The 24,250-nt window shown below is 73.5% G+C and carries 23 protein-coding genes and 1 tRNA gene; 15 read left to right on the plus strand and 9 right to left on the minus strand.

Annotated elements, in window-relative coordinates; all coding sequences use genetic code 11:
* Positions 1–83 precede the first annotated feature (83 nt).
* On the minus strand, positions 84–1,646 hold the full coding sequence (locus ACFRAR_RS17300; RefSeq protein ID WP_380698912.1) for a SpoIIE family protein phosphatase: 1,563 nt from the start codon (positions 1,644–1,646) through the stop codon (positions 84–86).
* Between the two features lie 239 nt (positions 1,647–1,885).
* Here ACFRAR_RS17300 and ACFRAR_RS17305 point away from each other — a divergent pair, with 239 nt between their 5' ends.
* Positions 1,886–2,446 carry an O-acetyl-ADP-ribose deacetylase gene (locus ACFRAR_RS17305; RefSeq protein ID WP_380698968.1) on the plus strand — a complete coding sequence of 187 codons (561 nt, stop codon included), beginning with the start codon at positions 1,886–1,888 and terminating at the stop codon, positions 2,444–2,446.
* 242 nt (positions 2,447–2,688) lie between these two features.
* On the opposite strand, the gene ACFRAR_RS17310 is transcribed toward ACFRAR_RS17305, so the two are convergent.
* On the minus strand, positions 2,689–3,522 hold the full coding sequence (locus ACFRAR_RS17310) for a class I SAM-dependent methyltransferase (RefSeq protein ID WP_380698913.1): 834 nt from the start codon (positions 3,520–3,522) through the stop codon (positions 2,689–2,691).
* A gap of 261 nt (positions 3,523–3,783) precedes the next feature.
* Between ACFRAR_RS17310 and mshA the strand changes: the two genes are divergently transcribed.
* Both mshA and ACFRAR_RS17320 read left to right on the plus strand, forming a co-directional pair.
* A complete protein-coding gene (mshA, locus tag ACFRAR_RS17315) occupies positions 3,784–5,154 on the plus strand; it encodes a D-inositol-3-phosphate glycosyltransferase (RefSeq protein WP_380698969.1) in 1,371 nt (456 codons plus the stop codon).
* A gap of 72 nt (positions 5,155–5,226) precedes the next feature.
* Entirely contained in the window at positions 5,227–5,811 is a 585-nt protein-coding gene (locus ACFRAR_RS17320) for a YbjN domain-containing protein (protein ID WP_380698914.1), read from the plus strand.
* A 25-nt stretch (positions 5,812–5,836) separates the two neighbouring features.
* Here ACFRAR_RS17320 and ACFRAR_RS17325 read toward each other — a convergent pair whose 3' ends face one another.
* A complete protein-coding gene (locus ACFRAR_RS17325; protein WP_380698915.1) occupies positions 5,837–7,129 on the minus strand; it encodes an MDR family MFS transporter in 1,293 nt (430 codons plus the stop codon).
* A gap of 148 nt (positions 7,130–7,277) precedes the next feature.
* On the opposite strand from ACFRAR_RS17325, the gene ACFRAR_RS17330 reads away from it, so the two are divergent.
* Together ACFRAR_RS17330 and ACFRAR_RS17335 are read left to right on the plus strand one after the other, a co-directional pair.
* Entirely contained in the window at positions 7,278–8,036 is a 759-nt protein-coding gene (locus ACFRAR_RS17330) for a phosphoglyceromutase (protein WP_380698916.1), read from the plus strand.
* Between the two features lie 267 nt (positions 8,037–8,303).
* Complete coding sequence (locus ACFRAR_RS17335; RefSeq protein WP_380698917.1) at positions 8,304–8,900, plus strand: lytic polysaccharide monooxygenase; 597 nt, start codon at positions 8,304–8,306, stop codon at positions 8,898–8,900.
* 169 nt (positions 8,901–9,069) lie between these two features.
* On the opposite strand, the gene ACFRAR_RS17340 is transcribed toward ACFRAR_RS17335, so the two are convergent.
* A complete protein-coding gene (locus ACFRAR_RS17340) occupies positions 9,070–9,249 on the minus strand; it encodes a hypothetical protein (protein WP_380698918.1) in 180 nt (59 codons plus the stop codon).
* A gap of 215 nt (positions 9,250–9,464) precedes the next feature.
* On the minus strand, positions 9,465–10,154 hold the full coding sequence (gene phoU, locus ACFRAR_RS17345; RefSeq protein ID WP_380698919.1) for a phosphate signaling complex protein PhoU: 690 nt from the start codon (positions 10,152–10,154) through the stop codon (positions 9,465–9,467).
* Between the two features lie 306 nt (positions 10,155–10,460).
* Here phoU and ACFRAR_RS17350 point away from each other — a divergent pair, with 306 nt between their 5' ends.
* Both ACFRAR_RS17350 and ACFRAR_RS17355 read left to right on the plus strand, forming a co-directional pair.
* Positions 10,461–11,903 carry a sensor histidine kinase gene (locus tag ACFRAR_RS17350; protein ID WP_380698920.1) on the plus strand — a complete coding sequence of 481 codons (1,443 nt, stop codon included), beginning with the start codon at positions 10,461–10,463 and terminating at the stop codon, positions 11,901–11,903.
* Between the two features lie 2 nt (positions 11,904–11,905).
* A complete protein-coding gene (locus ACFRAR_RS17355) occupies positions 11,906–12,601 on the plus strand; it encodes a response regulator (RefSeq protein WP_380698921.1) in 696 nt (231 codons plus the stop codon).
* 225 nt (positions 12,602–12,826) lie between these two features.
* Here ACFRAR_RS17355 and ACFRAR_RS17360 read toward each other — a convergent pair whose 3' ends face one another.
* Positions 12,827–13,504 (minus strand): DUF461 domain-containing protein, encoded by a 678-nt coding sequence (locus tag ACFRAR_RS17360; protein ID WP_380698922.1) that lies wholly within the window; start codon positions 13,502–13,504, stop codon positions 12,827–12,829.
* A gap of 450 nt (positions 13,505–13,954) precedes the next feature.
* Between ACFRAR_RS17360 and ACFRAR_RS17365 the strand changes: the two genes are divergently transcribed.
* The 7 genes from ACFRAR_RS17365 (at position 13,955) to ACFRAR_RS17395 (ending at position 21,034) form a co-directional block, all read left to right on the plus strand.
* The gene (locus ACFRAR_RS17365; RefSeq protein ID WP_014136563.1) at positions 13,955–14,437 is read left to right on the plus strand and encodes a CarD family transcriptional regulator; all 483 of its coding nucleotides are present in this window, start codon (positions 13,955–13,957) and stop codon (positions 14,435–14,437) included.
* 301 nt (positions 14,438–14,738) lie between these two features.
* Positions 14,739–15,494, plus strand: coding sequence for a 2-C-methyl-D-erythritol 4-phosphate cytidylyltransferase (gene ispD / locus ACFRAR_RS17370; protein WP_380698970.1), 756 nt, complete (start codon positions 14,739–14,741; stop codon positions 15,492–15,494).
* Positions 15,484–15,984, plus strand: coding sequence for a 2-C-methyl-D-erythritol 2,4-cyclodiphosphate synthase (ispF, locus tag ACFRAR_RS17375; protein ID WP_380698923.1), 501 nt, complete (start codon positions 15,484–15,486; stop codon positions 15,982–15,984). Before ispD ends, ispF begins: the two co-directional genes overlap by 11 nt.
* A gap of 139 nt (positions 15,985–16,123) precedes the next feature.
* Positions 16,124–16,519 (plus strand): PPOX class F420-dependent oxidoreductase, encoded by a 396-nt coding sequence (locus ACFRAR_RS17380; RefSeq protein ID WP_380698924.1) that lies wholly within the window; start codon positions 16,124–16,126, stop codon positions 16,517–16,519.
* 94 nt (positions 16,520–16,613) lie between these two features.
* Positions 16,614–18,008 carry a cysteine--tRNA ligase gene (gene cysS, locus ACFRAR_RS17385; RefSeq protein ID WP_380698925.1) on the plus strand — a complete coding sequence of 465 codons (1,395 nt, stop codon included), beginning with the start codon at positions 16,614–16,616 and terminating at the stop codon, positions 18,006–18,008.
* A gap of 137 nt (positions 18,009–18,145) precedes the next feature.
* Complete coding sequence (gene rlmB / locus ACFRAR_RS17390) at positions 18,146–19,138, plus strand: 23S rRNA (guanosine(2251)-2'-O)-methyltransferase RlmB (protein WP_380698926.1); 993 nt, start codon at positions 18,146–18,148, stop codon at positions 19,136–19,138.
* A 237-nt stretch (positions 19,139–19,375) separates the two neighbouring features.
* Positions 19,376–21,034 (plus strand): DoxX family protein, encoded by a 1,659-nt coding sequence (locus ACFRAR_RS17395; protein ID WP_380698927.1) that lies wholly within the window; start codon positions 19,376–19,378, stop codon positions 21,032–21,034.
* Positions 21,035–21,223: 189 nt separating this feature from the next.
* On the opposite strand, the gene ACFRAR_RS17400 is transcribed toward ACFRAR_RS17395, so the two are convergent.
* From ACFRAR_RS17400 to ACFRAR_RS17410, 3 genes are all read right to left on the minus strand, one after another.
* Positions 21,224–22,015 (minus strand): NDP-sugar synthase, encoded by a 792-nt coding sequence (locus tag ACFRAR_RS17400; protein WP_380698928.1) that lies wholly within the window; start codon positions 22,013–22,015, stop codon positions 21,224–21,226.
* A 110-nt stretch (positions 22,016–22,125) separates the two neighbouring features.
* Complete coding sequence (locus ACFRAR_RS17405) at positions 22,126–22,581, minus strand: hypothetical protein (RefSeq protein ID WP_380698929.1); 456 nt, start codon at positions 22,579–22,581, stop codon at positions 22,126–22,128.
* A gap of 161 nt (positions 22,582–22,742) precedes the next feature.
* A complete protein-coding gene (locus ACFRAR_RS17410) occupies positions 22,743–23,834 on the minus strand; it encodes an ABC transporter ATP-binding protein (protein ID WP_380698930.1) in 1,092 nt (363 codons plus the stop codon).
* Positions 23,835–24,117: 283 nt separating this feature from the next.
* Here ACFRAR_RS17410 and ACFRAR_RS17415 point away from each other — a divergent pair.
* Positions 24,118–24,191: transfer RNA gene (locus ACFRAR_RS17415), tRNA-Thr, on the plus strand.
* Positions 24,192–24,250 lie beyond the last annotated feature (59 nt).

Here is a 24,250-nt window from a genome sequence, read left to right on the forward strand (position 1 = left end):
GGGCGGGGAGTTCACCCGCCCGGGCCGCCGCGTCGTCCGGTCCCGGGCGCGCGTCCGATCCCGGATGCCGGCCCGCGGACCCCTCAGCCGAGGAGCAGCTGCACCGGGCTGCGCTCCAGCAGCAGCACCGCGACGTCGTCGGTCAGCGCGCCGCCGTTCAGCTCCTCGACCTCCGCGATGGCGCTGTCGACCAGCCGGCCCCTGGTCAGCCCGGCGGCCTGGTGATCGCCGATCAGATCGGCCAGCCCGTCCTGGCCCAGCCGACGCGACCCGGCCCCGACCCGGCCCTCGATCAGCCCGTCGGTGTAGAGCAACAGCCGCCAGCCGGGCCGGAGTTCGAGATCCTGGGCGGGCCAGGCGGACTGTCCGTCGTGGCAGGGCAGCAGACCGAGCGCGGGCCCGGCGAGATCGGCGGGCAGGGTGATCGGCTCGTGGTCGCGGCCGAGCAGCAGGGGCGCCGGGTGCCCGGCGAGGTAGAGCCGGGCCCGCTCGCCCGCGCCGAGCGGGCCGAGGCCGCCGCCGGAACCGCCCGGGCCGCCATCGGTACCGTCCGTGGCGCCGGTGCCGCCGGGCTCGATGACCAGCATGCAGAGCGTCGCGAAGATCTCGTCGCTGCGCCGCTCGTGCTCCAGCACGTGCTGGAGGGTGGTGAGCAGGGCCTGGCCGGTGAGGCCCGCGAAGACCAGGGTGCGCCACGCTATCCGGAGCGCGACGCCGAGCGCCGCCTCGTCCGGGCCGTGGCCGCAGACATCGCCGATCACGACGTGGACGGTGCCGTCGTCGGTGCGCACGGCGTCGTAGAAGTCGCCGCCGAGCAGCGCGCGCCGGCGGCCGGGGCGGTAGCGCCGGGTGAAGGAGAGCCCGGCGCCGTCGAGCAGCGGGGTGGGCAGCAGGTGGCGCTGGAGGCGGGCGTTCTCCTGGCCGCGCAGCTCGGCCTCGACCAGGCGTCGCTGGGACTCGTCGGCGCGCTTGCGCTCGACGGCGTAGCGCAGGGCGCGGGCGAGCAGCGGGCCGTCCGTGTCGTGCTTGAGCAGGAAGTCCTGGGCGCCGGCCGCGACGGCGGCCGCGCCGAGTTCGGCGCCGGCGGCGTCGGTGAGCACCACGACCGGGGTGTGCGGGGCCCGGCGGAGCAGCTCGTGCAGGCCCTCCAGCCCGTCGGAGGCTCCCCCGGTCTGGGCGGCTGGGAGGTGTCCCCGTTCCGGGTGCGGCAGGTCGGCGGGCGCGGCGAGGTCGAGCAGCACGCAGCCGAACTCGGGGGTCCGGGAACGTCCGCGCCGGGCCCAGGGGGCGGGCGGGGCGAGCAGTTCGGTGGCCTGGTCCAGGCCGCGGGCCCAGTGGATCTCGATCGAGGTGCCGCTGTCGGCCACGGCGGCCTTGATCAGTTGGACGTCCGAGGCGTCGTCTTCGATGACCAGCAGCCGCAGCGGTCCGCTGTCGGCCGGGCCGTCCGTCGGACCGCCGCCCGGTTCGGCGACGTGGGACGGGTGGCCGGCGCGCGCGGCCCGTGAGCGGGGGTGGGGTATCGGGGAGACCGCCGTGGCCCGGCCGGTCGTGCTGCGGGTGCGGGCATGGCCGACGGGGGCGCTGTCATGGGCGCCCGGCAGGTCCGCGGCACCAGGTGCCCGCCCGTCTCCCGTTGCGGGCATCGGTGGTTCCTCCCTTTCCCCGACTGCGTAACGGCCGGCGTCCGTCCGCAGTGCCCGACCTGGCGTCGGGGAACTTCTCGCGACCATAACGTGATCTCCGGGGATTTCTGTCGCCGACCTGGCCGTTGTGGTCATTGCCACGACGATGGTGGTGGGGTGGACGGATTCGGACGAGGGCTCGGTTCCCGCCCCGGCGGTGCCGGTCGACTCCCGGAAGGGGAGTGGTGGAAGTGGCGGCGGTGACCCGGATCACCCTGGTGGAGGGTGACATCACGGAGCAGCCGGCGGACGCCCTGGTGAACGCTGCCAACTCGTCCTTGCTGGGTGGTGGCGGGGTGGACGGCGCGATCCACCGCAAGGGCGGGCCGCGGATCCTGGAGGAGTGCCGCCGGCTGCGTGCCTCGCACTACGGCAAGGGGCTGGCCACCGGTCAGGCGGTGGCGACGACGGCCGGGCGGCTGCCCGCCCGGTGGGTGGTGCACACCGTCGGACCGGTGTACCGGGCGGAGGAGTACGAGGAGCGGGCGGAGCTGCTGGCCTCCTGCTATCGCGAGTCGCTGCGCACTGCGGCGGGGCTCGGCGCGCGCACGGTGGCCTTCCCGGCCGTCTCGGCCGGGATCTACGGCTGGCCGCCGGCGGACGCGGCCCGGATCGCGCTCGGCACCGTCGCGGAGGTGCTGGACGGCGGCGACGCGGAGGCGGGCTCGGAGCTGGCGGAGGTGCGGTTCGTGCTGTTCGGGTCGGAGATGTACGAGGTGTTCGAACGGGCCCGGCGGGAGCTGCCCGGGTGGGCGGGCTGACGGCGGGGCCTGTGGCGGGGCCGTGCGTGGTGCCGACCGAGCGGTGTGGCACCGCCGCTCGGTGGGTCCATGGTGGCCTGCCGGGGCGTCAACACGCCAGAGTTATTCGATAACTCGTTCTAGTGAATCCATAAGGTCGCTCACCGGCCCGCACGGGAGCCCGGCACCTCTCCGGCCGCCGCCCCAGCCACCCCCGCCGCCCCGCCCGCTACGCGCCACCACTCCTGTGCCGCCCCCGTCGGCTACGGTGCGAGCGCCGACCAGGGCACCGTGACCTCGCCCTGCCGCCACCGCCCCCGCGCGTCCACCAGCGGCCAGCTGCCCGCCAGCGCCGTGCAGGCCGCCACCCAGCGCTGCCGCGCCCCGAACGCCCCGTACGGAGCGGCCGCGGCCCAGGCCCGGTCGAAGTCGGTCAGGAAGGCGTGCACCGGGCGCCCCGGCACGTTGTGGTGGATCAGCGCCTTCGGCAGCCGCTCGGCCAGGTCGGAGGGTTGGCCGAGGCCGCCCAGCCGGGCCGCGAAGGTCACCGTCCGGGGCCCCTCGGGGCCGAGCGCGACCCAGACGTGCCGCCGGCCGATCTCGTCGCAGGTGCCCTCGACCAGCAGCCCGTCCGGGGCGAGCCGCGCGCACAGCCGCTCCCACACGGCGGCCACCGTCGACTCGTCGTACTGCCGCAGCACGTTGGCGGCCCGGATCAGCTGGGCCGGCGCCCCGCCGTCCAGCGGGACCTCGAAGCCCCCGCGCCGGAAGGTGAGCAGCGGCGGCTCGGCGTACGGCAGCGCGGCGGCGACCCGCTCCGGCTCGATCTCGATCCCGACCACCCGGACGTCCGGCCGCACCGCGCGCAGCCGCCCGGCCAGCTCGACGGCGGTCCACGGCGCGGCGCCGTAGCCGAGGTCCACCGCGACCGGCGGCCGCCCGGCGGTGCGCAGCGTCCGGCCGAGGGCGTGGGCGATCCAGCGGTCCATCCGGCGCAGCCGGTTGGTGTTGGTGGTGCCCCGGGTGACCGTCCCCACCGGGCGTCCGGTCCGCCCGCGGGCGGGCGCGGCGGTCGGGGGTTCGAAGGAGGCGGCCATGCCCAGAAGGGTAGTCGGGCCGCCGAAGCGGCCGCGCTGACCTGGGGCGGTGCCGTCCGTCGACCCGGGGCGGTGATGCCCGTCGTCCTGCGGCGGTGCCGTCCGTTCCGGTCCGTGGGCCGGGCCGGGAATGCGGGACGAGGTTCGTGCGGTTGGCACACTGGTGGTGATGTGTGCCCGGACGGGGCAGCGCACACCGGACAGCGGGCGCCCCGGAGGGGTCGCCCGGACGGGCCGCACAGAGGAGGCTTCAGCCAGGTGATCCAGCACCCGGTCCGTTCGGTACGCCGTGCCCAGCCCGCCGCACCCGCGCGAGGCCGGCTCCAGTCGCTCGTGCCCGGCCGCCGCCGCCCGCGCCGGATAGCGATGCTGAGCGTGCACACCTCGCCGCTGCACCAGCCCGGGACCGGGGACGCCGGCGGGATGAACGTCTACATCGTCGAGCTGGCCAAGCGCCTGGCCGAGCTGAACATCGAGGTCGAGGTGTTCACCCGGTCGACCGGATCGGACGACGCGCCGACGGTCGAGCTGGCCCCGGGCGTGCTGGTCCGGCACGTCACCGCCGGGCCGTACGAGGGCCTGGTCAAGGAGGACCTGCCGGCCCAGCTGTGCGCCTTCACCCACGGGGTGCTGCGCACCGAGGCGGGCCACCGGCCCGGCCACTACGACCTGGTCCACTCGCACTACTGGCTCTCCGGGCAGGTCGGCTGGCTGGCCGCGCAGCGCTGGGGCGTGCCGCTGGTGCACACCATGCACACCATGGCGAAGGTCAAGAACGCCGCGCTGGCCCTGGGCGACACGCCCGAGCCCGCGGCCCGGGTGATCGGCGAGACCCAGGTGGTGGAGGCGGCCGACCGGCTGATCGCCAACACCGTCGAGGAGGCCGCCGAGCTGGAACTGCACTACGCCGCGCGGCCGGACCAGCTGGCCGTCGTCCACCCCGGGGTCAACCTGGACGTCTTCCGCCCCGCCGGGCGGGGGGCACCCGCCGCCGCGCGGGCCCGGCTGGGCCTGCCGCAGGGCGCCGCGGTGCTGTTGTTCGCCGGCCGGATCCAGCCGCTGAAGGCCCCGGACGTGCTGCTGCGGGCGGTCGCCGCGCTGCTCGACCGCCGCCCGGACCTGCGCGAGCGCCTGGTGGTGCCGGTGGTCGGCGGGCCGTCCGGCACCGGGCTGGCCCGGCCGGAGAGCCTGCACAAGCTCGCCGCCCAGCTGGGCATCGGCGACGTGGTGCGGTTCCACCCGCCGGTCGGCCAGCCGCAGCTCGCGGACTGGTACCGGGCGGCGACGGCGCTGGTGATGCCCTCGTACAGCGAGTCCTTCGGGCTGGTCGCGCTGGAGGCGCAGGCCTGCGGCACCCCGGTGGTGGCGGCCGCGGTCGGCGGCCTGCCGGTCGCGGTGCGGGACGGCGAGACGGGCAGCCTGGTGAACGGCCACGACCCGCTGGAGTGGTCGTACGCGCTGGAGCCGTACGTCACCGACCCGGGCCTGGTGGCGCGGCGCGGCGCGGCGGCGGCCCGGCACGCGGCCCGCTTCGGCTGGGACACCGCCGCGGCGACCACCGCCGAGGTGTACGCCGGCAGCCTGGCCCGCCCGGCCGGCCGGTTCGCCGCGGCCCGGCAGCGGCTGGTCTGAGACCGGCGCGGCCCTCGGCTCGCGCCCGCCAGGGGCTGCGCCCGACCGGTACCGGCGAGTAACCTCGCCCCCATGGCAATCCGCACCAAGGACGAGGCCCTGACCCTCCTGCGCACCGCCCTGGACGACACCGGGGTGGCCTGGGAGCCGGCCGCCACCGACCCGTACACGCTGGTGGCGGCCCTGCCCGGCACCCGGAAGCTGAGCACCGCCTGCGCCCTGCGGGTCGGCGACCACACCCTGTCGGTGAACGCCTTCGTGATCCGCCGTCCGGACGAGAACCACGAGGTCGTCTACCGCTGGCTGTTGGAGCGCAACACCCGGCTGTACGGCGTCGGGTACGCGATCGACGCGCTCGGCGACGTCTACCTGGCCGGGCGGCTGCCGCTCGAGGCACTCACCCCGGAGGTCGTGGACCGGCTGCTCGGGACGGTGCTGGAGAACGCGGACGAGCCGTTCGACACCCTGCTGGAGCTGGGCTTCGCCTCGGCGATCCGGCGCGAGTGGGAGTGGCGCACCAAGCGCGGGGAGTCCACCCGCAACCTGGCCGCCTTCGCCCACCTGGCGGCACCGTCCGCCGACACGGCGGGGTCGGACGGCACCGCGAGGTCGGACGGCACCGCGGCGCCCGAGGCCACCGCCCCGGACGCCGACTGACACCCGCTGGCTGACGCCCCGCCGGTCAGGCGCCCGTCGGAGCCCGCTCGGGCTCGGGCGCGGCCGCGGGCGCCGGAACGGCGACGACGGTCCCGCCGGTCCGCAGGCCCTGCGCCGCGCCGGTCCGCTTGCCCAGCGCCAGGTAGCCGGCCGCGGCGACGGTGCCGCAGACCCCGCACGCGCCCCACAGCGCCCCGCCGCCGGCCCGCTCCAGCAGCACGCCGCCCACGGCCGGGCCGACGAACGAGGCGAGCGACCAGGAGAGCGAGTAGACGCCCTGGTAGCGCCCGCGGGCGTGGGTCGGCGACAGTTCGGCGATCAGGCTCATCAGGGTCGGCGTGTAGAGGATCTCGCCGAGCGTCCAGACCACCACCGTGAAGGCGTAGAACCAGGCGGACGACCCGGCCAGGGCCGTCATCCCGAACCCCCAGCCGATGAACAGCGAGGCCGCCGCCAGCATGGCCGACCGGCTGCGGTTCTCGACCCACCGGGTGAGCGGGATCTGGAGCAGCACGATCAGCAGCCCGTTCAGGCCGATGACCAGGCCGTACTCGGTGGGCGTGACCCCCTGGCGGCCCATGTCCACCGGGAGGGTGGTCGACCCCTGCTGCATCACCAGGGCGAGCAGCAGGGTGAGGCCGACCACGGCCATGAAGCGGCGGTCGCGGAAGACGGCGCCGAGGCCGACCGCCGGTTCGTCGACCTTCGTGGCCGGGGTGTCGGGCTTCGTCTCCGGGAGCTTCACGAAGATCACCACGGCGCAGAGCGCCGTGGAGACCGCGTCCAGCAGGAAGAGGGTGAGGTAGCCGTGGGTGGCGATCAGACCGGCGACCGCGGAGGAGAGGCCGAAGCCCAGGTTGATCGCCCAGAAGTTCAGCGAATAGGCGCGGACCCGGTCGGCGGCCGGGACGATGTCCGCGATGATCGCCGAGACGGGCGGCCGGGTGGCGTTGTTGAAGAAGCCCACCAGGAAGGCCACCACCGCGATCGTCACCTGGCCGTCCGAGAAGCCGAGCACGGCGGTGAACAGCGCGGTGCCGAGCTGGGCGACGAGCAGGGTCGGACGCCGTCCGATCCGGTCGGTCAGCACCCCGGCGACGATCGAGGAGACCGCCGCGCCGAGGCCGAACAGCGCGGAGACCAGCCCCACGTAGGTGATCGAGTACCCGCGGTTGCTGCTGAGGTAGAGCGAGAGGAAGGGAACAACGAAGGCGCCGAGCCGGTTGACCAGCGTCGAGACCCAGAGCCACCAGAACTGACGGGGCAGCCCGCCCGCCGTCTCCTGGATCATTCTTCGGAACCGGGCGGTGACGAGCATGTGGGGGCTCCCGAGGGCAGGTGTCCGCTGAGCGGTACGGCAGGCCCGGTCAGCCGACATATGTAAGTGTCAGATGCGCAGAGCACACATTACACATCGGCCGAAGGTCCCCACCAGGGGTTTTCCGGCCCCCACTAAGCTGGGGGCCATGGCTGACACGACGTACCGACTCATCCTGCTCCGTCACGGCGAGAGCCAGTGGAACCAGAAGAACCTGTTCACCGGTTGGGTCGATGTCGACCTCAACGAGAAGGGCGAGAAGGAGGCCGCCCGCGGTGGTGAGCTCCTGGCCGCCGAGGGTCTGCTCCCCGACGTGCTGCACACCTCGCTGCTGCGCCGCGCCATCCGCACCTCGCAGATCGCCCTGGACAAGGCCGACCGGCACTGGATCCCGGTCAGCCGCAGCTGGCGGCTGAACGAGCGCCACTACGGCGCGCTCCAGGGCAAGGACAAGGCCCAGACCCTGGCCGAGTTCGGCGAGGAGCAGTTCCAGCTGTGGCGCCGCTCGTACGACACCCCGCCGCCGGTGCTGGCCGACGACGCCGAGTACTCGCAGGCCGGTGACGCCCGTTACGCCGAGATCCCGAGCGAGCTGCGTCCGCGCACCGAGTGCCTGAAGGACGTCGTCGAGCGGATGCTCCCGTACTGGTACGACGCCATCGTCCCGGACCTCGCCGCCGGCAAGACCGTCCTGGTCACCGCCCACGGCAACAGCCTGCGCGCGCTGGTCAAGCACCTCGACGGCATCTCCGACGAGGCCATCGCCGGCCTGAACATCCCGACCGGCATCCCGCTGGTCTACGAGCTGGACGCCGACTTCAAGCCCGTCACCCCGGGCGGCCGCTACCTCGACGCGGACGCCGCCGCGGCGGCCATCGAGGCGGTCAAGAACCAGGGCAAGAAGTAAGCCCGCTTGCGACACGGCCCCGCCGCCCGGCCAGACCGGGGGCGGGGCCTTCGTCTTTCGGTCAGTTCGAGGTCAATCCGCATGCACTGCCCGGGAGTTGGGCAGCTGAGAAAATGGTTCAGACCATTGACGGGTACGGGGCCGGCTCCTACCGTGAGGGCACCGGACCGGCGCAGGCATGCCAGGAAGTCCCCGTCCGGGCCGCCGCACCCCACGCGCGCGTCTGCGCCCCGGCGCACACTCCATCCACCCCCACGGAGGAGCACCATGCGCAAACGCCACATCGTCGGGGCGGTCGTCGCCGCGCTGGCGATCCCGCTGACCCTCGCCTTCCCGGCCTCGTCCCACGGCTGGATCTCGACCCCGCCCAGCCGCGCCGCCCTCTGCGACACCCACGTGAAGGGAGTCCCCTGGGACTGCGGCGACATCCAGTGGGAGCCGCAGAGCGTCGAGGGCCCCAAGGGCTTCCCGTCCCTCGGCCCCTCGGACGGGACCATCTGCGCGGGCGGCAACGCGCGCTTCGCCGAGCTGGACGACCCGCACGCGGGCGCCTGGCCGACCACCAAGGTGACGGCGGGGCAGCAGCTCACCTTCACCTGGACGTTCACCGCCCGGCACGCGACCAGCGACTTCCGGTACTACATGACCAAGCCGGGCTACGACGCCGGCCAGCCGATCACCCGGTCCAACCTGGACCTGACGCCCTTCCTCACCGTCCCGTTCGGCGGGGTGCAGGTGCCGAGCACGCTCAGCCACACCGCGACCATTCCGAGCGGGCGCACCGGCCACCAGGTGGTGGTCGCCGTCTGGAACATCGCCGACACCCCGAACGCCTTCTACTCCTGCACCGACGTGCAGTTCTGACCGCCCCGCCCCGCCCGTCCGGACGGACAGGCGGCGTGCCCCGCCCCGGCACGCGCGGGGCCGACGCGGACGCGAACGAGGTGTACGGCCGCCGGAATGCCGTGCACCTCGTGAGTCCTCGGATCCTCCGGATCCCTCGAAGCCCTTCGGGCCTCCGGCCCCGGGCCGCTCAGTGGCCGCCGCAGCAGCCGCCGTCCGCGCCGCCGCACTGGCAGGGCGCGCCGGACTGGCAGCCGCAGCCGCAGCCGGGGCCGCAGCCGCAGCCGGCGGCGAGGACGGGAAGGAACTTCGGAGCGGGTGGCTCGACGGTGTCGTGGGCGGTTGCCGGTCGGGTCGGGTTGGCCTTCATCGAGCTCCCCTTCTTGTGACGGGCACGCTCCGGTGCCCCACCGTCGAGTGAAACCGCCGAACGGAGGGAGCGTCAACGGGCGCGCAGTGGTGGAGCGCACGGAAGCCCGTGCGCCCGCACCACCCTCGCCACGGGTTTACTCACCCCTCGGGGTGAGCGGGAAGCGGCGCCGCCGGAAACGGCGCCGCCGCGGCAGCGACCGACCGGCCCGTCGGTCAGTCGACCGGCGCGGCCTCGGCGGCCTCGGTGGCGGCCACGAACTCGGCCACGTGCTCGCCCGTCACCAGGTACACCACGCGCTTGGCGACCGACACCGCGTGGTCCGCGAAGCGCTCGTAGTAGCGGCCGACCAGGGTGATGTCGACGGCGGTCTCGATGCCGTGGTGCCAGCGCTCGTCGATCAGGTGCGACAGCAGCTCGCGGTGCAGGGTGTCGATCGCGTCGTCGTCCTGCTCCATCTCCAGCGCCTTGTCGACGTCCTTGGTGGCGATGACCAGGCCCGCCTTGGCCACCAGGCGCTGGGCGAGCTGGCCCATCTCCAGGACGGTGGAGTGCAGGTCACTGGGCACGGCGGTGTCGGGGTAGCGCATCCGCGCGACCTTGGCGACGTGCCGGGCGAGGTCGCCGCAGCGCTCCAGGTCGGAGCTCATCCGCAGCGAGGTGACCACGATGCGCAGATCGGTGGCGACCGGCTGCTGGCGGGCCAGCAGGTCGATGGCCCGGTTCTCCAGCTCGTGGTGCAGCTCGTTGATCTTCTGGTCGGCGGCGATCACGCTCTCCGCCAGCGCCAGGTCCGCGTCGAGGAGGGCGGTGGTGGCGCGGCCCAGTGCAGAGCCGACCAGCCGGGCCATCTCGACCAGGCTGTCGCCGATCGCATCGAGTTCCTCGTGGTACGCGTCGCGCATGTTCTCTCCTCAGTAGCTGTGTCGGTGGCGGTGCCGACCGGTCAGCCCTTCCGACCATCGTTCCGGTGTCCGGGTGACCGCTGCTGGTGGCGCGCATCGTACGCGCACACCCGAGCCGGTGGCCGCTGTTCGGCGCACCGATCTCTCCCACACGGGCTGCCCGGCCAACATTCGGCCGTCAGGGCGACGGTGCACGGCCGCCACGGTGAATCAGTGGCTACCTGAAGGTGAATTCTCGGCAACGCGTGGTCGATGCCTTGATCCACCGCTTGGGGACTGCCCTCACCGTGCGCTTACGCTGGCCACATGGACGTGAACGTGGCCGCCGCCGCTGCCTGTGCCATAGCCGGGCTCGGCGTAGGCCTCACCGCCTCCATCGCCTTCCGTTGGAGCGAGCGCGAGCAGGCCAGGGGCAGGCACGGCGGAACAGGCGGCAGGAACCTGGGCCGGCACCAGTCGCTGGGCACCGGCAACCCCGAGCAGCCGCTGCCGCCGGGGGTCGACACCGTACTCTCCGTGCTCCGCTCCTGCGCGATCGTGCTGGGCGAGGGCGACGAGGTGGTCAAGGCCAGCTCGGCGGCGTACGCGATGGGCCTGGTGCGCGGTGGCGCCGTCGCCGTGGACCCGATGCTGGCGCTGGCCCGCTCCACCCGGAGGGACGGCGAGATCCGCCAGGTCGAGCTGGATGTGCCCCGGCCGGGCGCGGCCCGCGCGGCGGAGCCGCTCGCGGTCTCCGTCCGGGTGGCCCCGCTGGGCTCCCGGCTGGTGCTGGTGCTGGTCGAGGACCAGACCGAGCGCCGCCGGGTGGAGGCCGTCCGCCGGGACTTCGTGGCCAACGTCAGCCACGAGCTGAAGACCCCGGTCGGCGCGCTGTCGCTGCTCTCCGAGGCGGTCGCCGACGCGTCCGACGACCCGGAGGCGGTGCAGCGCTTCGCCGGCCGGATGCAGGTCGAGGCGACCAGGCTGGCCAGCCTGGTCCAGGAGATCATCGACCTCTCCCGGGTCCAGGACGACCGGCTGATGGTCGATCCGGAACCGGTCGCGGTGGACGAGCTGATCGCCGAGGCGATCGACCGCTGCCGCCAGCAGGCCGCCGCGAAGCAGATCCTGATCGCGGCGGGCGGCATCGCCGGCCTCTACCTGCACGGCAACCGCGGCCAGCTGGCCGCGGCGCTCGGCAACCTGGTCGAGAACGCCGTCAACTACAGCCCGCCCCGCACCCGGGTGGCGATCGCCACCCGCCGGATCTCCAGCGCCGCGGCGCTCGGGGAGGCGGACGGCGAGCTCATCGAGATCTCGGTCACCGACCAGGGCATCGGCATCTCCGAGAAGGACCGCGAGCGGGTCTTCGAGCGGTTCTACCGCGTCGACCCCGCCCGCTCCCGGGCGACCGGCGGCACCGGTCTGGGCCTGTCCATCGTCAAGCACGTCGCGGCCTCGCACGGCGGCACCGTCTCGGTGTGGAGCGTCGAGGGCCAGGGTTCGACCTTCACCATCCGCCTGCCCGCCGGGCAGGCACCCGCCGAGGACGGACCCGACGACTTCGACGACGGCTTCGACGACGACTTCGACGACACGCTCGACGACGAACCGGACCACGCGCCGGACCACGGACCGGACGGCGACCCGGCCGGCCCCGCCGCCGCACCCCGAACCCTCACCACGGGCCGCACGGCTCGTCCGTTCCCCGCCGGGGAACGGAAAGCACACCTGTCAGACACAACCCCTCAGCTTGCCCCGGAGGCCTGATCGTGACCCGAGTACTGGTGGTCGAGGACGAGGAGTCGTTCAGCGACGCCCTCTCGTACATGCTCCGCAAGGAGGGCTTCGAGGTGGCCGTCGCCGCCACCGGCCCCGACGCCCTGGAGCAGTTCGAACGCAACGGCGCGGACCTCGTCCTGCTCGACCTGATGCTGCCGGGCCTGCCCGGCACCGAGGTCTGCCGCCAGCTCCGGGTGCGCTCCAACGTCCCGGTGATCATGGTGACCGCGAAGGACAGCGAGATCGACAAGGTCGTCGGCCTGGAGATAGGCGCTGACGACTACGTCACCAAGCCGTACTCCACCCGCGAGCTGGTCGCGCGGATCCGCGCGGTGCTGCGCCGCCGCGGCGAGGACGGCGGCGCGGGCGACGCCGGCGGCGGCCCGGGCGCCCTGGAGGCGGGCCCGGTCCGGATGGACGTGGACCGCCACGTGGTGACGGTGGACGGCGCCAAGGTCGACCTGCCGCTCAAGGAGTTCGACCTGCTGGAGATGCTGCTGCGCAACGCCGGCCGGGTGCTCACCCGGATGCAGCTGATCGACCGGGTCTGGGGCGCGGACTACGTCGGCGACACCAAGACCCTGGACGTCCACGTGAAGCGCCTGCGGGCCAAGATCGAGCCGGACCCGGGCGCGCCGCGCTACCTGGTCACCGTCCGCGGCCTGGGCTACAAGTTCGAGCCGTAAAGAGCCGCGGCGACCGGTGAAGGGCCGCGGCGACCGGTGAGGAGCCGGGAAGCGCGGTGAAGAGCGCCGGCCGAGACCGGTGAAGGGCCGTACGGCGCCGTGGAGCGCCATACGGCACCACCGGGAGCCCGCCTGACACGCCGGACCTCCCGAGCGCGCGGAAGGCCCCCTCCGAACAGCCGGAGGGGGCCTTCCCGTCGTCCCCGGCGGGCCCGGGGAGCGGCGTCAGTGCGCGGCCGGGACGGCCGGGGCGGTGGTGCCGGCCGGGGCGGTGGTGCCGGTGGCCGGGGTACCCGGGGTGGTGGCGCCGGTGGCCGGGGTGGCCGGGGCGGTCGCACCGGGGGTGGTGGTCTTGGCGGGGGTGGCGGTCGCCGACGGGGTCGGCCCGAAGCCCTTGTACAGGCCGTTGCCGTGCTCGCCCGAGTCCGGGCTCACGCCGGCCTGGGTCTCGACCTTCTGGCCGTCCTTGAAGGTGAAGGTGGTGGGGGCGAAGCCGCCGACGTGGACGGTCGTGGAGGCGACGGTCGCGGACGGGTTGCCCTCGACGCCGATCGCCACGGCGCCACCGGCCGGGATGACGATGCCGGACAGCGGGGCGCCGGCCGGGTCGGCGAAGGTCGCGGCGGTGCCGTTGACCGCGATGGACTGGAGCTCGGCCGGGGTGTTCGCGGTGTTCGCGATGTTCACGACCACGTTGGCGGGGCCGGTGTGGTCGCCGACGGTGCCCTCCCCGGTGACGACCACGATGTTGTTCAGTCGGAGGTTCGTTCCAAGGGTCGCCGCCGCGTTGTCCGGCTTGATCTGCAGCGTGTCCGGCGTGTTGCCGGCGGCGCAGGAGGACAGCGAGGCGATGGCGATGGCGGCGATGGCGGCGATGCTGCCGCGTCGAAGGCTGCGGCTCACGGCGGCGGCTTCTCCTAGGTCACGTGTCGGTAGGTCAGGTCTCAGATTATCGACCTCACTTATCCGCTCCTCACGGGGTGGTCCCCATGTCGCACTCCCGGGGGCCGCCGGGGGCCGTCCGGCCGTACGCCCGGGGCCGTCCGGCGGCACCGTCCGGCATGTCCGGGTCACGCGGCGGACAAGGTTCGACCAAGATCGAATAACGATTCGGCCGCGACCTGAAAACGGGTGAAAGCTCAAGATCCAATCATGGTTGCGGGGGTGTTGCGCAAGGGTTTCGTCGAACCCCGGAACCGCCTCCGACCTGCGGGAAGCCCTTCTCGAACACTGGTCGCAGCACGTCATGGGGGTCCTTGTCAAGCCCCGAGACCGGCCCTGACCTGCGAAAACGCCCTTCGGGTGCGCCGAGAAGCGTGTTAAGCTGGAAAGCCACGGAAGGGGTCCTGTCACATGACGTTCAAGGTTGGCGACACGGTGGTCTACCCCCATCACGGGGCCGCGCTGATCGAGGCCATCGAAACTCGCCAGATCAAAGGTGTGGACAAGACCTACCTGGTGCTCAAGGTGCAGCAGGGAGACCTGACGCTCCGCGTGCCCGCCGAGAACGCGGAGTTCGTCGGCGTGCGCGATGTGGTCGGCCAGGAGGGTCTGGACCGGGTCTTCGAGGTGCTGCGCGCACCGTACACGGAAGAGCCGACCAACTGGTCCCGTCGCTACAAGGCGAACCTGGAGAAGCTCGCCTCGGGCGATGTCATCAAGGTTGCCGAGGTCGTCCGCGACCTCTGGCGCCGCGAGCGCGAGCGCGGCCTCTCGGCCGGCGAGAAGCGGATGCTCGCGAAGGCGCGCCAGATCCTCGTCAGCGAGCTCGCGCTGGCGGAGAACACCAACGAGGACAAGGCGGAGACGCTGCTCGACGAGGTCCTCGCCTCGTAGCGCGCGACCGCGTGCGGTCGGGCTTCCGCCCAACGCTCACAGCGCCCGGTGTCGAAGCACCGCTCCTTGGACGAACCGTCCGGGAGTGGTGCGGTGGCACTCCGGGCGCTGAGGCGTGTCCGGACCACGCCCGAGCCCTGGCCGACCGAGCACACCCGGACGTGCACGACCGTTTCCGCATCCGCTTGCGCGGAGTTTGCGGAGCTGTGCGGCGGGGCGGTAGACCATGGCTCTTCGGAAGGGGCCCGGTGCGCCCGCCGGGCACGCCATGGCCATACCCACTTCGCCGAAGGAGTGAAACCTGAACGCGTCAGCAGCAGTCGCAGCAGCAGTGGTTCCCGCCGCCGGACGCGGCGAGCGGCTGGGGCCCGGGGCCCCGAAGGCCCTGCGGGAGCTGGGCGGTGTGCCGCTCCTGGTGCACGCCGTCCGGGCCCTGGCCCGCAGCCGGGCGGTCGGCCTGGTCGTGGTCGCCGCGCCCGCCGACGGGGTGGCCGAGGTGGTCGCCCTGCTGGACAGTCACGGGCTGGACGACAAGGACATCCGTGTGGTGGCCGGCGGGTCGACCCGCCAGGAGTCGGTCCGGCTGGGCCTGGCCGCGATCCCGGAGGACGTCGAGGTCGTGCTGGTGCACGACGCGGCCCGCCCGCTGGTCCCGGTCGAGGTGGTGGACACCGTCGCGGCCGCCGTCCGGGCCGGGGCGCGGGCGGTGGTGCCCGCGGTGCCGCTGGCCGACACGGTGAAGCGGGTCGAGCCGAACCCGGGCGGGGCCGAGCCGGTGCTCGACACGCCCGAGCGCGCCACCCTGCGCGCGGTGCAGACCCCGCAGGGCTTCGACCGCGCCACGCTGGCCGAGGTGCACGCCAAGGCGCTGGCCGAGGAGAACGCGGGCACCGCCGACGCGCCGCCGGTCACCGACGACGCCGGCCTGGTCGAGCGCTACGGCGGCCAGGTCGTCGTGGTGCCCGGCCACGAGGAGGCGTTCAAGGTCACCCGCCCGCTGGACCTCGTGCTCGCCGAGGCCGTACTCGCCCGCAGGAGGGCCGCCGATGCCTACTGATCCGCAGATCCCGCCGATCCCCCGCGTGGGCATCGGCACCGACGTGCACGCCTTCGAGGCCGGCCGCCCGCTCCGGGTGGCCGGCCTGGAGTGGCCGGACGCCGAGTTCGGGCTCTCCGGGCACTCGGACGCCGACGTCGCCGCGCACGCCGCCTGCGACGCGCTGTTCTCGGCCGCCGGGATCGGCGACCTGGGCGCCCACTTCGGCACCGACCGCCCGGAGTGGGCCGGCGCGTCCGGGGTGAAGCTGCTCGGCGAGGCGGCCCGGCTGGTCCGCGAGGCCGGCTTCGAGATCGGCAACGTCGCCGTCCAGGTGATCGGGGTCCGGCCGAAGATCGGCAAGCGCCGGGCCGAGGCGCAGGCCGCGCTGTCCGAGGCGGCCGGCGCGCCGGTGTCCGTCTCCGGCACCACCACCGACGGGCTGGGCCTGACCGGCCGCGCCGAGGGCCTGGCCGCGATCGCCACCGCGCTGGTGTACGAGCGGCGTTGAGCCCTCGCGGGTGAGCGGGCGGGGCGACCCGCTGCTGACGGGTGTTCACCGGGGGTCCCACGGGCCCGAGTCGCTAGGGTGCGGTTCGGGCCCGTACGGGTTTCCGCTCGGGCCGTACCCCGACGAGAAGAGGTAATCCGTGACTGCCCAGCTCTCCGACCGGGCCAAGGCCCTGCTCGACGCCAGGAGCTTCGCCGTGGTCTCCACCATCCAGCCCGACGGCGGCCCCCAGTCCACCGTGGTCTGGGTCAAGCGCGATGGCGACGACATCCTGTTCTCCACCGTCCAGGGCCGCCGCAAGCACCTCAACCTGGAGCGGGACCCGCGGATCGCGATCCTGATCAACCCGGCGGACAGCCCGTACGAGTACCTGGAGGCGCGCGGCAGGGTCACCATGACCACCGAGGGCGGCCGGGAGCTGATCGACGAGCTGGCCGGCAAGTACATGGGCCAGGACAAGTACACGATGGACGGCCCGGACGACGTCCGCGTGGTCGTCCGGCTCACCCCGCACAAGGTGCTCGGCAGCATCTGACCCGGGCCCGCGGCCCGTCCTTCCCCGGGATCACGCCCCCGTTGTCCCGGGGAATGTGGCGGGGCACCCCCCACTGCCCACTACGCTTGACGCTGTGAGCATTCGTCTGTACGACACCAGCACCCGACAGGTACGCGACTTCGTCCCGCTTGTACCGGGTTGTGTCTCGATCTACCTGTGCGGCGCTACCGTCCAGTCGGCGCCACACATCGGGCACATCCGGTCCGGGCTCAACTTCGACATCATGCAGCGGTGGTTCGCCTACCGCGGCTACCAGGTGACCTTCGCCCGGAACGTCACCGACATCGACGACAAGATCATCGCCAAGGAGCGCGAGCTCGGCACGCCGTGGTGGCAGATCGGCTACGAGAACGAACGCGCCTTCAACGACGGCTACGACGCGCTGGGCTGCCTGCCGCCGACCGTCGAGCCGCGGGCCACCGGGCACATCCCCGAGATGATCGAGATGATGCGGGGCCTGATCGAGAAGGGCCACGCCTACGCGGCCGACGGCAACGTCTACTTCGACGTGCGCTCGTACCCCGAGTACCTGGCGCTCTCCAACCAGAAGCTGGACGACCTGCGCCAGCCCGAGGGCGAGGGCGAGACCGGCAAGCGGGACCCGCGCGACTTCGCGATGTGGAAGGCCGCCAAGCCGGGCGAGCCGAGCTGGGAGACCCCGTGGGGCCGCGGCCGTCCGGGCTGGCACCTGGAGTGCTCGGCGATGGCCCACAAGTACCTGGGCGAGGCCTTCGACGTCCACGGCGGCGGGCTGGACCTGATCTTCCCTCACCACGAGAACGAGATCGCCCAGTCCAAGGCCTACGGCGACGACTTCGCCAACTTCTGGGTGCACAACGCCTGGGTCACCATGGCCGGCGAGAAGATGAGCAAGTCGCTGGGCAACTCGGTGCTGGTCTCCGAGATGGTCCGGGCGTGGCGGCCGATCGTGCTCCGCTACTACCTGGCGGCCCCGCACTACCGCTCGATGATCGAGTACAGCGAGGAGTCGCTGCGCGAGGCCGAGGCGGGCTTCGGCCGGATCGAGGGCTTCATCCAGCGCGCCGTCGAGCGGTGCGGCACGGTCGACGCGGCGCCCGAGGTGCCGCCGGCCTTCGCCGAGGCGATGGACGACGACCTCGGAGTGCCGCAGGCGCTGGCCGTCGTGCACACCGCCGTCCGCCAGGGCAACAGCGCCCTGAACGCGGACGACAAGGAGAGCGTGGTGGCGCGACTGGCCGAGGTCCGTGCGATGCTCGGTGTACTGGGCCTCGACCCGCTCGACCCGCACTGGGCCGGGACGGAGCGCGGCGAGGACCTCCACGGTGTGGTCGACTCGCTGGTCCGCCTGGTCCTGGACCAGCGGCAGGCGGCGCGCGAGCGCAAGGACTTCGCCACCGCGGATGCCATCCGCGACCAGCTCGGCCTGGCCGGGCTGGCGATCGAGGACACCCCGTCCGGCCCGCGCTGGACGATCAACAGCCAGTAACCCCATCCGACGATCGGGGTGATGGGTGGGCCGTACCGGACCGGTGCGGCCCTCCCGCATGACGTAGCGCGTGCCGTCGGCCGCCACCGGACAGACCGGGGCGGCCGGGGCATGCCGGACAGACAGGAAGTACAGCCATGGCCGGCAACAGCCAGCGCAGGAACCGCCGCAACCCCGGATCGAAGAAGGGCGCGTCTGTCGGTACCGGCGGGCACAGCCGGAAGGCCCTCCAGGGCAAGGGCCCGACCCCGCCCGGGGAGGAGCGCAAGGGCCACCCCAAGCAGCGGGCCGCCAACGCCGCGATCAAGCGCGAGCGGGACGCCAAGGCCCGGGCCGGCATGCGCCGGTCCGGTGCCGGCGGTCGCGGTGGCCGCGGCGGCGCGGGCAGCGCCGAGCTGGTCTTCGGCCGCAACTCGGTGGTCGAGGCCCTCCAGGGCGACGTGCCGGCCAACGCGCTGTACGTCCAGCAGTTCATCGACACCGACGACCGGGTCCGCGACGCCTTCCAGGCCGCCAACGACCGCGGCATCCCGCTGATGGAGGCCCCGCGCGCCCAGCTGGACCAGATGACCGGCGGGATGAACCACCAGGGCCTGGTCCTCCAGGTGCCGCCGTACGAGTACGCGCACCCCGAGGACCTGCTGGCGGACGCCGCCGACGCGGGCCAGGACGCGCTGATCATGGCGCTGGACGGCGTGACCGACTCGCGCAACCTGGGCGCCGTGGTCCGCTCGGCCGCCGCCTTCGGCGCGCACGGCGTGGTCATCCCCGAGCGCCGCGCGGCCGGCATGACCGCCGGTGCCTGGAAGACCTCCTCCGGTGCCGCCGCCCGGCTGCCCGTCGCCCGGGCCACCAACATGACCCGCGCCCTGGAGGCCTACCAGAAGGCCGGTCTGATGGTGGTGGGCCTGGCCGCCGACGGCGAGGCCGAGATCGGCGACCTGGAGCTGCTGACCGGTCCGGTCGTGATCGTCGCGGGCAGCGAGGGCAAGGGCCTGTCCCGACTGGTCTCGGAGACCTGTGACATGCGCGTCCGGATCCCGATGTCCGGTCTGACCGAGTCGCTGAACGCCGGTGTCGCGGCGGGCATCGTGCTGTACGAGGCCTCGCGGCTGCGCGCCAAGCGCTGAGGTAGTCCGGGCTCTCCGGGCTCTCCGGGCGTCCGGGGTTCCGGGTTCTCCGGAGTGCGGCTGAGCCGAGTACGGCCGGTGCGCGGGGCGCAGGAGATCTTCCGAATTCCCCGCAATCCGAGAGAAGGCGATCGGGCCCCGACCGGGCCCGATCGCTTTTTTCATGATCACTTCAAGTGTCCGCCGGACATCCACCCGCGAGAGTGTCCTAAGCGGCCGTCACCCGGTTAGACGGGCGTGGACACCAGAACACCTCGGCGCCCCCTGTTCGGCGACGGCAGCACCGGGATAGACGCGGGCCCCGGCCTCAACACCGTCAAGGTGGAGTCGGACCCGGCGCGGCTCAGCAGCACCCAGGCGAGCTTCCGGCTCCGGCTCCAGGACCCGGTGGCGCCGCTGATCGAGGCCCCGGCCGGACTGCTGTCCACCGGCGCCGCGTTCGGCGACCCGTACGCCAACCAGGGCCTGATCCGCCGTCCGCTGGTCACCCCGCAGGTCGTCGTGCCCGCCGGGGCCGTCCCGGCGCTGGCCGGAGCGGGGGCCGGCGGCGTGCCGCGCCGCAAGGGCCGGGTCACCGCCGTCACCTGGACCGGGCAGGCACCCCCCGGGGACTACGCGGCCACCCAGCTGCTGGAAGCGGTGCGCCAGGGCGGTACCCCGGTGGGCGGCGTCCGGCTGATCGAGGCCGACACCCAGGTGATCCCCTCCCTCGCGGGCGTCCGGGCCCTCCCGCGCCAGTCCCGCGAGGGCACCGGCACCGCCACCGACGCGGGCGTCGGCCCGATCGGCGAGCCGCACGGCTGGACCCCGAGCGGGGAGCTGCCCGAGGTCTCCGCCGTCGACGCCGAGGGCAGGCAGCCCTGGTACCCGGGCCGCCGGGTCGACCTCGGCCTGGTGCTGCTGCCGCTGCGCGCCGTCCTCGGCTCGCTCGCCGTCTACGCCGGGTTCAGCAAGCTGTGCGACCCGGTGTACTTCGACGGCGGCGAGCGCGGCTCGATGATGCGCTGGCTCTCCTCGCTGCACCCGTGGAGGGTCGCCGAACCGCTGTTGGCCTTCGCCATGGCGCACCCGGTGGGCGCCGGCCTGGTGGTGTCGTTCACCCAGATCGTGGTCGGCGTGCTGACCGTCCTCGGCCTCTGGCAGCGGCTCGCCGCCGGCGCGGCGATGGCGCTCTCCACCGCGCTGCTGTTCACCGTCAGCTGGCGGGCCGTCCCGGCCTACGACACCCCGGACCTGATCTTCCTCGCGGCGTGGAGCCCGCTGCTGATCGCCGGGGCGCCGTTCGCCTCGCTGGACGGGCGGCTCAACCTGGAGGCCTGGCGCCGGTTCGGCGCCGACGCGTCCGGGGCGCTGCGCCGCCGGGTGCTGCGCCGGGGCGCGGTCGTCACCACGGTGGTGGTCGGCCTGACCCTGCTGCTCGGCTCGATGCTCGGTGCCGCCGTCCGCACCAGTGCCCGGGCGCACCAGGCGCCGGACCGTCCGGCCACCGACTACGGCACCCCGGTCTGGCCGTCCGGCGGCCCGTCCGGCGCCCCCGGCGGCAAGGGCACGTCCACCTCGCCCCAACCCGCCGCCCCGCGCCCGGCCACCCCCACACCGAGCGCGACCACCCCGTCCGCCACGCCGTCCACCAAGCCGGCCACCCCGACGCCGAGCGGCAAGCACTCCGGCAAGGCGGAGGCCGGGTCCGGCGCCTCGCCGGCCGCCTCCGCGCCGGCCGGCGGGGCGGGCACCGCGCCCGCGTCGCGCGGCACCCCGGGTTCCGGCGGCCCGGGCGGGGCGGCCAAGTCCAGCCCGAGCTCCTCCGGGCTGCTCGGCGGGGTGCTGGGCAGCGCGCCGCTGGCCGACCTGTCCGGTGGCCGGTCCTCCTACCCGGGGGCGCCGACCGCGACCTGAGGCCCCGGTGACGCCGGTCGGCCGGGTGCTCCACGGGGGAGCGCCCGGCCGGTCGGCGCGTGTGCGGTTGTCCGGCTGTCAGGTGTCCGGTTCCGTGGTCGTCCGGTTCTGTCGTCCGGTTCTGTCGTCCGGTGGGTCGGCCTTCGGTCGTCCGGGGAGCTTCCCGAGGGCCGGCGGGGGCAGCGGGGACTAGCGGGTCCGGCCGGCGCCGGAGGCGAGCTCCTTGGCCGCCTCGGTGAGGTCCTTGGCGGTGTCGATGGCCCGCCAGTACACGCCCTGCGGCAGCTGGTAGCCCGCCAGCCGCTTGGAGCGGGCGAGCTGGGGGAAGGTGGTGCGCTCGTGGTCGCCCACGTCCGGCAGCAGCTCGGCGAACTCCGGGCTGAACACGTACAGGCCGGCGTTGATCAGGAACGGCGAGGGCGGGGCCTCGATGAAGTCCAGCACGTTGCCGAACTGGTCGGTCTCCACCGCGCCCCAGGGGATCCGCGGCCGGGCCAGCGCGAGCGTCGCGACGGCGTCCCGCTCGTGGTGGAAGGCGGCCATCTCGCGCAGGCTGAAGCGGGTCCAGATGTCGCCGTTGGTGGCGTACCAGGGCTCCTCCGGGCGGGGCAGGGCCTTGGCCGCGTACTTGAGACCGCCGCCGCGCCCGAGCGGCTCCGCCTCGACCACCGTGCGGACCCGCAGCGGGAGCTGGGCCTTGTCCAGCCACTCCTCCAGCACGTCGGCGAGGTGCCCGCAGGAGACCACGACGTCGGTGACGCCCTCCTCGGCGAGCCAGGCCAGCTGGTGGCCGAGGATCGGCACGCCCGTCCCGGGGATCTCGACCAGCGGCTTCGGGCGGTCGTCCGTGTAGGGGCGCAGCCGGGAGCCCTGGCCGCCGGCCAGGATGACGGCCTGGGTCACGGGTGTCGTGGTGGGCCGGGGCGACTGCGGGTGCGGGGCGGACGGGAGTTCGATGATGGGGCCGGAGTCAGCGGTCATGCCTGAACAATAGGGCGGAACGGTGGGGCGGTGGACGGGAGCCGTCCACCACCCCACCGTTCCGCCCCGGGCCTCGTTCGCTTCGTCGGCCCCGGGCACTCCGGCTTCCGTCAGCCGACGACGCCGGCCGCGAACGCCCCGTCGCAGACCGGACGGGCGAAGGAGCGGGCCCGCTGGACGTCGCCCTGGTACTTGCGCACCGCCGCCTTGCCCAGCTCGGTGGCCAGCGAGCTGCAGTACGGCGTCAGCGAGGGCTGCTCGCGCATCGAGCGCTCCAACAGGTCCAGCGCCGCGGAGGGGTTCTTCGCCCGCAGCTCGTCCAGCAGCACCACTCGCAGCGATTCCTGCGGGGCGAGCCCGTCCGGGGCCTTGGCCGAGGCGGCGGTCGCGTTGCTGGAGCGTCCGATCCCCGCGCCGTCGCCGCTGGAGGCCGCCACGACCTGCTGATCGAGCCCGGTCGGCGGGGCCCAGGGGACCCGGGTCACGGCGAGGGTGCCGGTGGTCACCAGGACGACCGGCAGGGTCAGGGCGACGGTCTGGCCGATACGGCGCACGAGCTGCTTCACCCTCAGGAGAGTAGCGGTGGGTGCGGGCAGGATCGCCCTCCGTTACCCCATCGAGTGACACGGTGTCCGGTTTTGTCCCCGCACCGTGTTGACACGGGGCACGACGGAGCCCGCCGGACCATGGGGTCCGACGGGCTCGGTGGCGTTTCGCCGGTGCCGCGTCAGTTGCCCAGGCGCAGGCCGGTGCTGGTGGAGAACACGTGGGTCTCGGTGGCGGTCGGCACGACGTGGATGGTCTCGCCGCGGGCCGGGATCTCGCGGCCGGGCACCCGGACGACCAGCTCGTGGTCCTGGCCGGCGATCTGGGTGGTGCCGTAGACGAAGCCGTCCGAGCCGAGCTCCTCGACCACGTTGACCGTCACCGCGACACCCTCGATGCCGCCCGCCGGGACGACCTGGAAGTGCTCGGGGCGGACGCCGACGGTCACCGTCTTGTCGGAGCCGGCGCCGGCCAGGTCCTCGCGGGAGACGCGCACGACCGAGCCGCCGAACTTCACGCCGCCGTCCACCAGCGGCACCTCCAGCAGGTTCATGGCGGGCGAGCCGATGAAGCCGGCGACGAAGACGTTGGCGGGCTTGTCGTACATGTTGCGCGGGGTGTCGACCTGCTGGAGCAGACCGTCCTTGAGCACCGCGACTCGGTCGCCCATGGTGAGCGCCTCGGTCTGGTCGTGGGTGACGTAGACCGTGGTGATGCCCAGGCGGCGCTGGAGACCGGCGATCTGGGTACGGGTCGAGACGCGGAGCTTGGCGTCCAGGTTCGACAGCGGCTCGTCCATCAGGAAGACCTGCGGCTCGCGGACGATCGCGCGGCCCATCGCGACACGCTGGCGCTGACCGCCGGAGAGCGCCTTCGGCTTGCGGTCCAGGAAGTCGGTCAGGTCGAGGATCTTCGCGGCCTCCTCGACCTTCTTACGGATGTCCGCCTTGTTCACGCCGGCGATCTTGAGCGCGAAGCCCATGTTGTCCGCGACGGACATGTGCGGGTACAGCGCGTAGTTCTGGAACACCATGGCGATGTCCCGGTCCTTCGGCGGCAGGTGGGTGACGTCGCGGTCGCCGATCCGGATCGCGCCGCTGTTGACGTCCTCCAGGCCGGCCAGCATGCGCAGGCTGGTCGACTTGCCGCAGCCCGAGGGGCCGACCAGCACGAGGAACTCGCCGTCCGCGATGTCCAGGTCCAGCGCGTCCACCGAGGGCTTGGTGGCCCCGGGGTAGACGCGGGTCGCCTTGTCGTACGTGACAGAAGCCATGGTCGTTGCTCTCCTTCACCGGCAGGAACGTGCCGGACGATCCGAGTAAAGGGGGTTGTCGGTGTTCCGCCGGCCCACCAGTGGTCTGAACCACTGGGCGAACCGACTCCCGGCGACGCTACCTGCGCGTCCGCCGCTTGTCAGCCCCCGCCCGCCCCGATTTCGGCATCGGTTCCATCACGCCCACCCATCCCACCAACCCCTGGATATCCCCCCATCCCGTCACCCGAGCCCGGTAGACTGCCCCCCGGTGCCGCCGTGATCCGTCGCGGACGGCCACCGTGCCTCCTTAGCTCAGCTGGCCAGAGCACCGCTCTTGTAAAGCGGGGGTCGTCGGTTCGAACCCGACAGGGGGCTCCGTGGTGCGGGAGGGGCCGGTTCGACAGTGGTCGAGCCGGCCCCTCGGCGTTGGCGGG

It is taken from the genome of Kitasatospora sp. NPDC056651 (assembly GCF_042792155.1).
Taxonomy (GTDB): domain Bacteria; phylum Actinomycetota; class Actinomycetes; order Streptomycetales; family Streptomycetaceae; genus Kitasatospora.

What these genes read in the sequence shown, in the direction of transcription:
- ACFRAR_RS17340 (WP_380698918.1), bottom strand. Translation starts at nt 9,249, where the DNA reads ATGAAGGCCAACCCGACCCGACCGGCAACCGCCCACGACACCGTCGAG.
- ACFRAR_RS17400 (WP_380698928.1), bottom strand. Translation starts at nt 22,015, where the DNA reads ATGACCGCTGACTCCGGCCCCATCATCGAACTCCCGTCCGCCCCGCAC.
- ispF (WP_380698923.1), top strand. Translation starts at nt 15,484, where the DNA reads ATGCCTACTGATCCGCAGATCCCGCCGATCCCCCGCGTGGGCATCGGC.
- ACFRAR_RS17335 (WP_380698917.1), top strand. Translation starts at nt 8,304, where the DNA reads ATGCGCAAACGCCACATCGTCGGGGCGGTCGTCGCCGCGCTGGCGATC.
- ACFRAR_RS17350 (WP_380698920.1), top strand. Translation starts at nt 10,461, where the DNA reads ATGGACGTGAACGTGGCCGCCGCCGCTGCCTGTGCCATAGCCGGGCTC.
- ACFRAR_RS17320 (WP_380698914.1), top strand. Translation starts at nt 5,227, where the DNA reads ATGGCAATCCGCACCAAGGACGAGGCCCTGACCCTCCTGCGCACCGCC.
- ACFRAR_RS17325 (WP_380698915.1), bottom strand. Translation starts at nt 7,129, where the DNA reads ATGCTCGTCACCGCCCGGTTCCGAAGAATGATCCAGGAGACGGCGGGC.
- ACFRAR_RS17410 (WP_380698930.1), bottom strand. Translation starts at nt 23,834, where the DNA reads ATGGCTTCTGTCACGTACGACAAGGCGACCCGCGTCTACCCCGGGGCC.
- ACFRAR_RS17330 (WP_380698916.1), top strand. Translation starts at nt 7,278, where the DNA reads ATGGCTGACACGACGTACCGACTCATCCTGCTCCGTCACGGCGAGAGC.
- rlmB (WP_380698926.1), top strand. Translation starts at nt 18,146, where the DNA reads ATGGCCGGCAACAGCCAGCGCAGGAACCGCCGCAACCCCGGATCGAAG.
- ACFRAR_RS17365 (WP_014136563.1), top strand. Translation starts at nt 13,955, where the DNA reads ATGACGTTCAAGGTTGGCGACACGGTGGTCTACCCCCATCACGGGGCC.
- ACFRAR_RS17310 (WP_380698913.1), bottom strand. Translation starts at nt 3,522, where the DNA reads ATGGCCGCCTCCTTCGAACCCCCGACCGCCGCGCCCGCCCGCGGGCGG.
- ACFRAR_RS17300 (WP_380698912.1), bottom strand. Translation starts at nt 1,646, where the DNA reads ATGCCCGCAACGGGAGACGGGCGGGCACCTGGTGCCGCGGACCTGCCG.
- phoU (WP_380698919.1), bottom strand. Translation starts at nt 10,154, where the DNA reads ATGCGCGACGCGTACCACGAGGAACTCGATGCGATCGGCGACAGCCTG.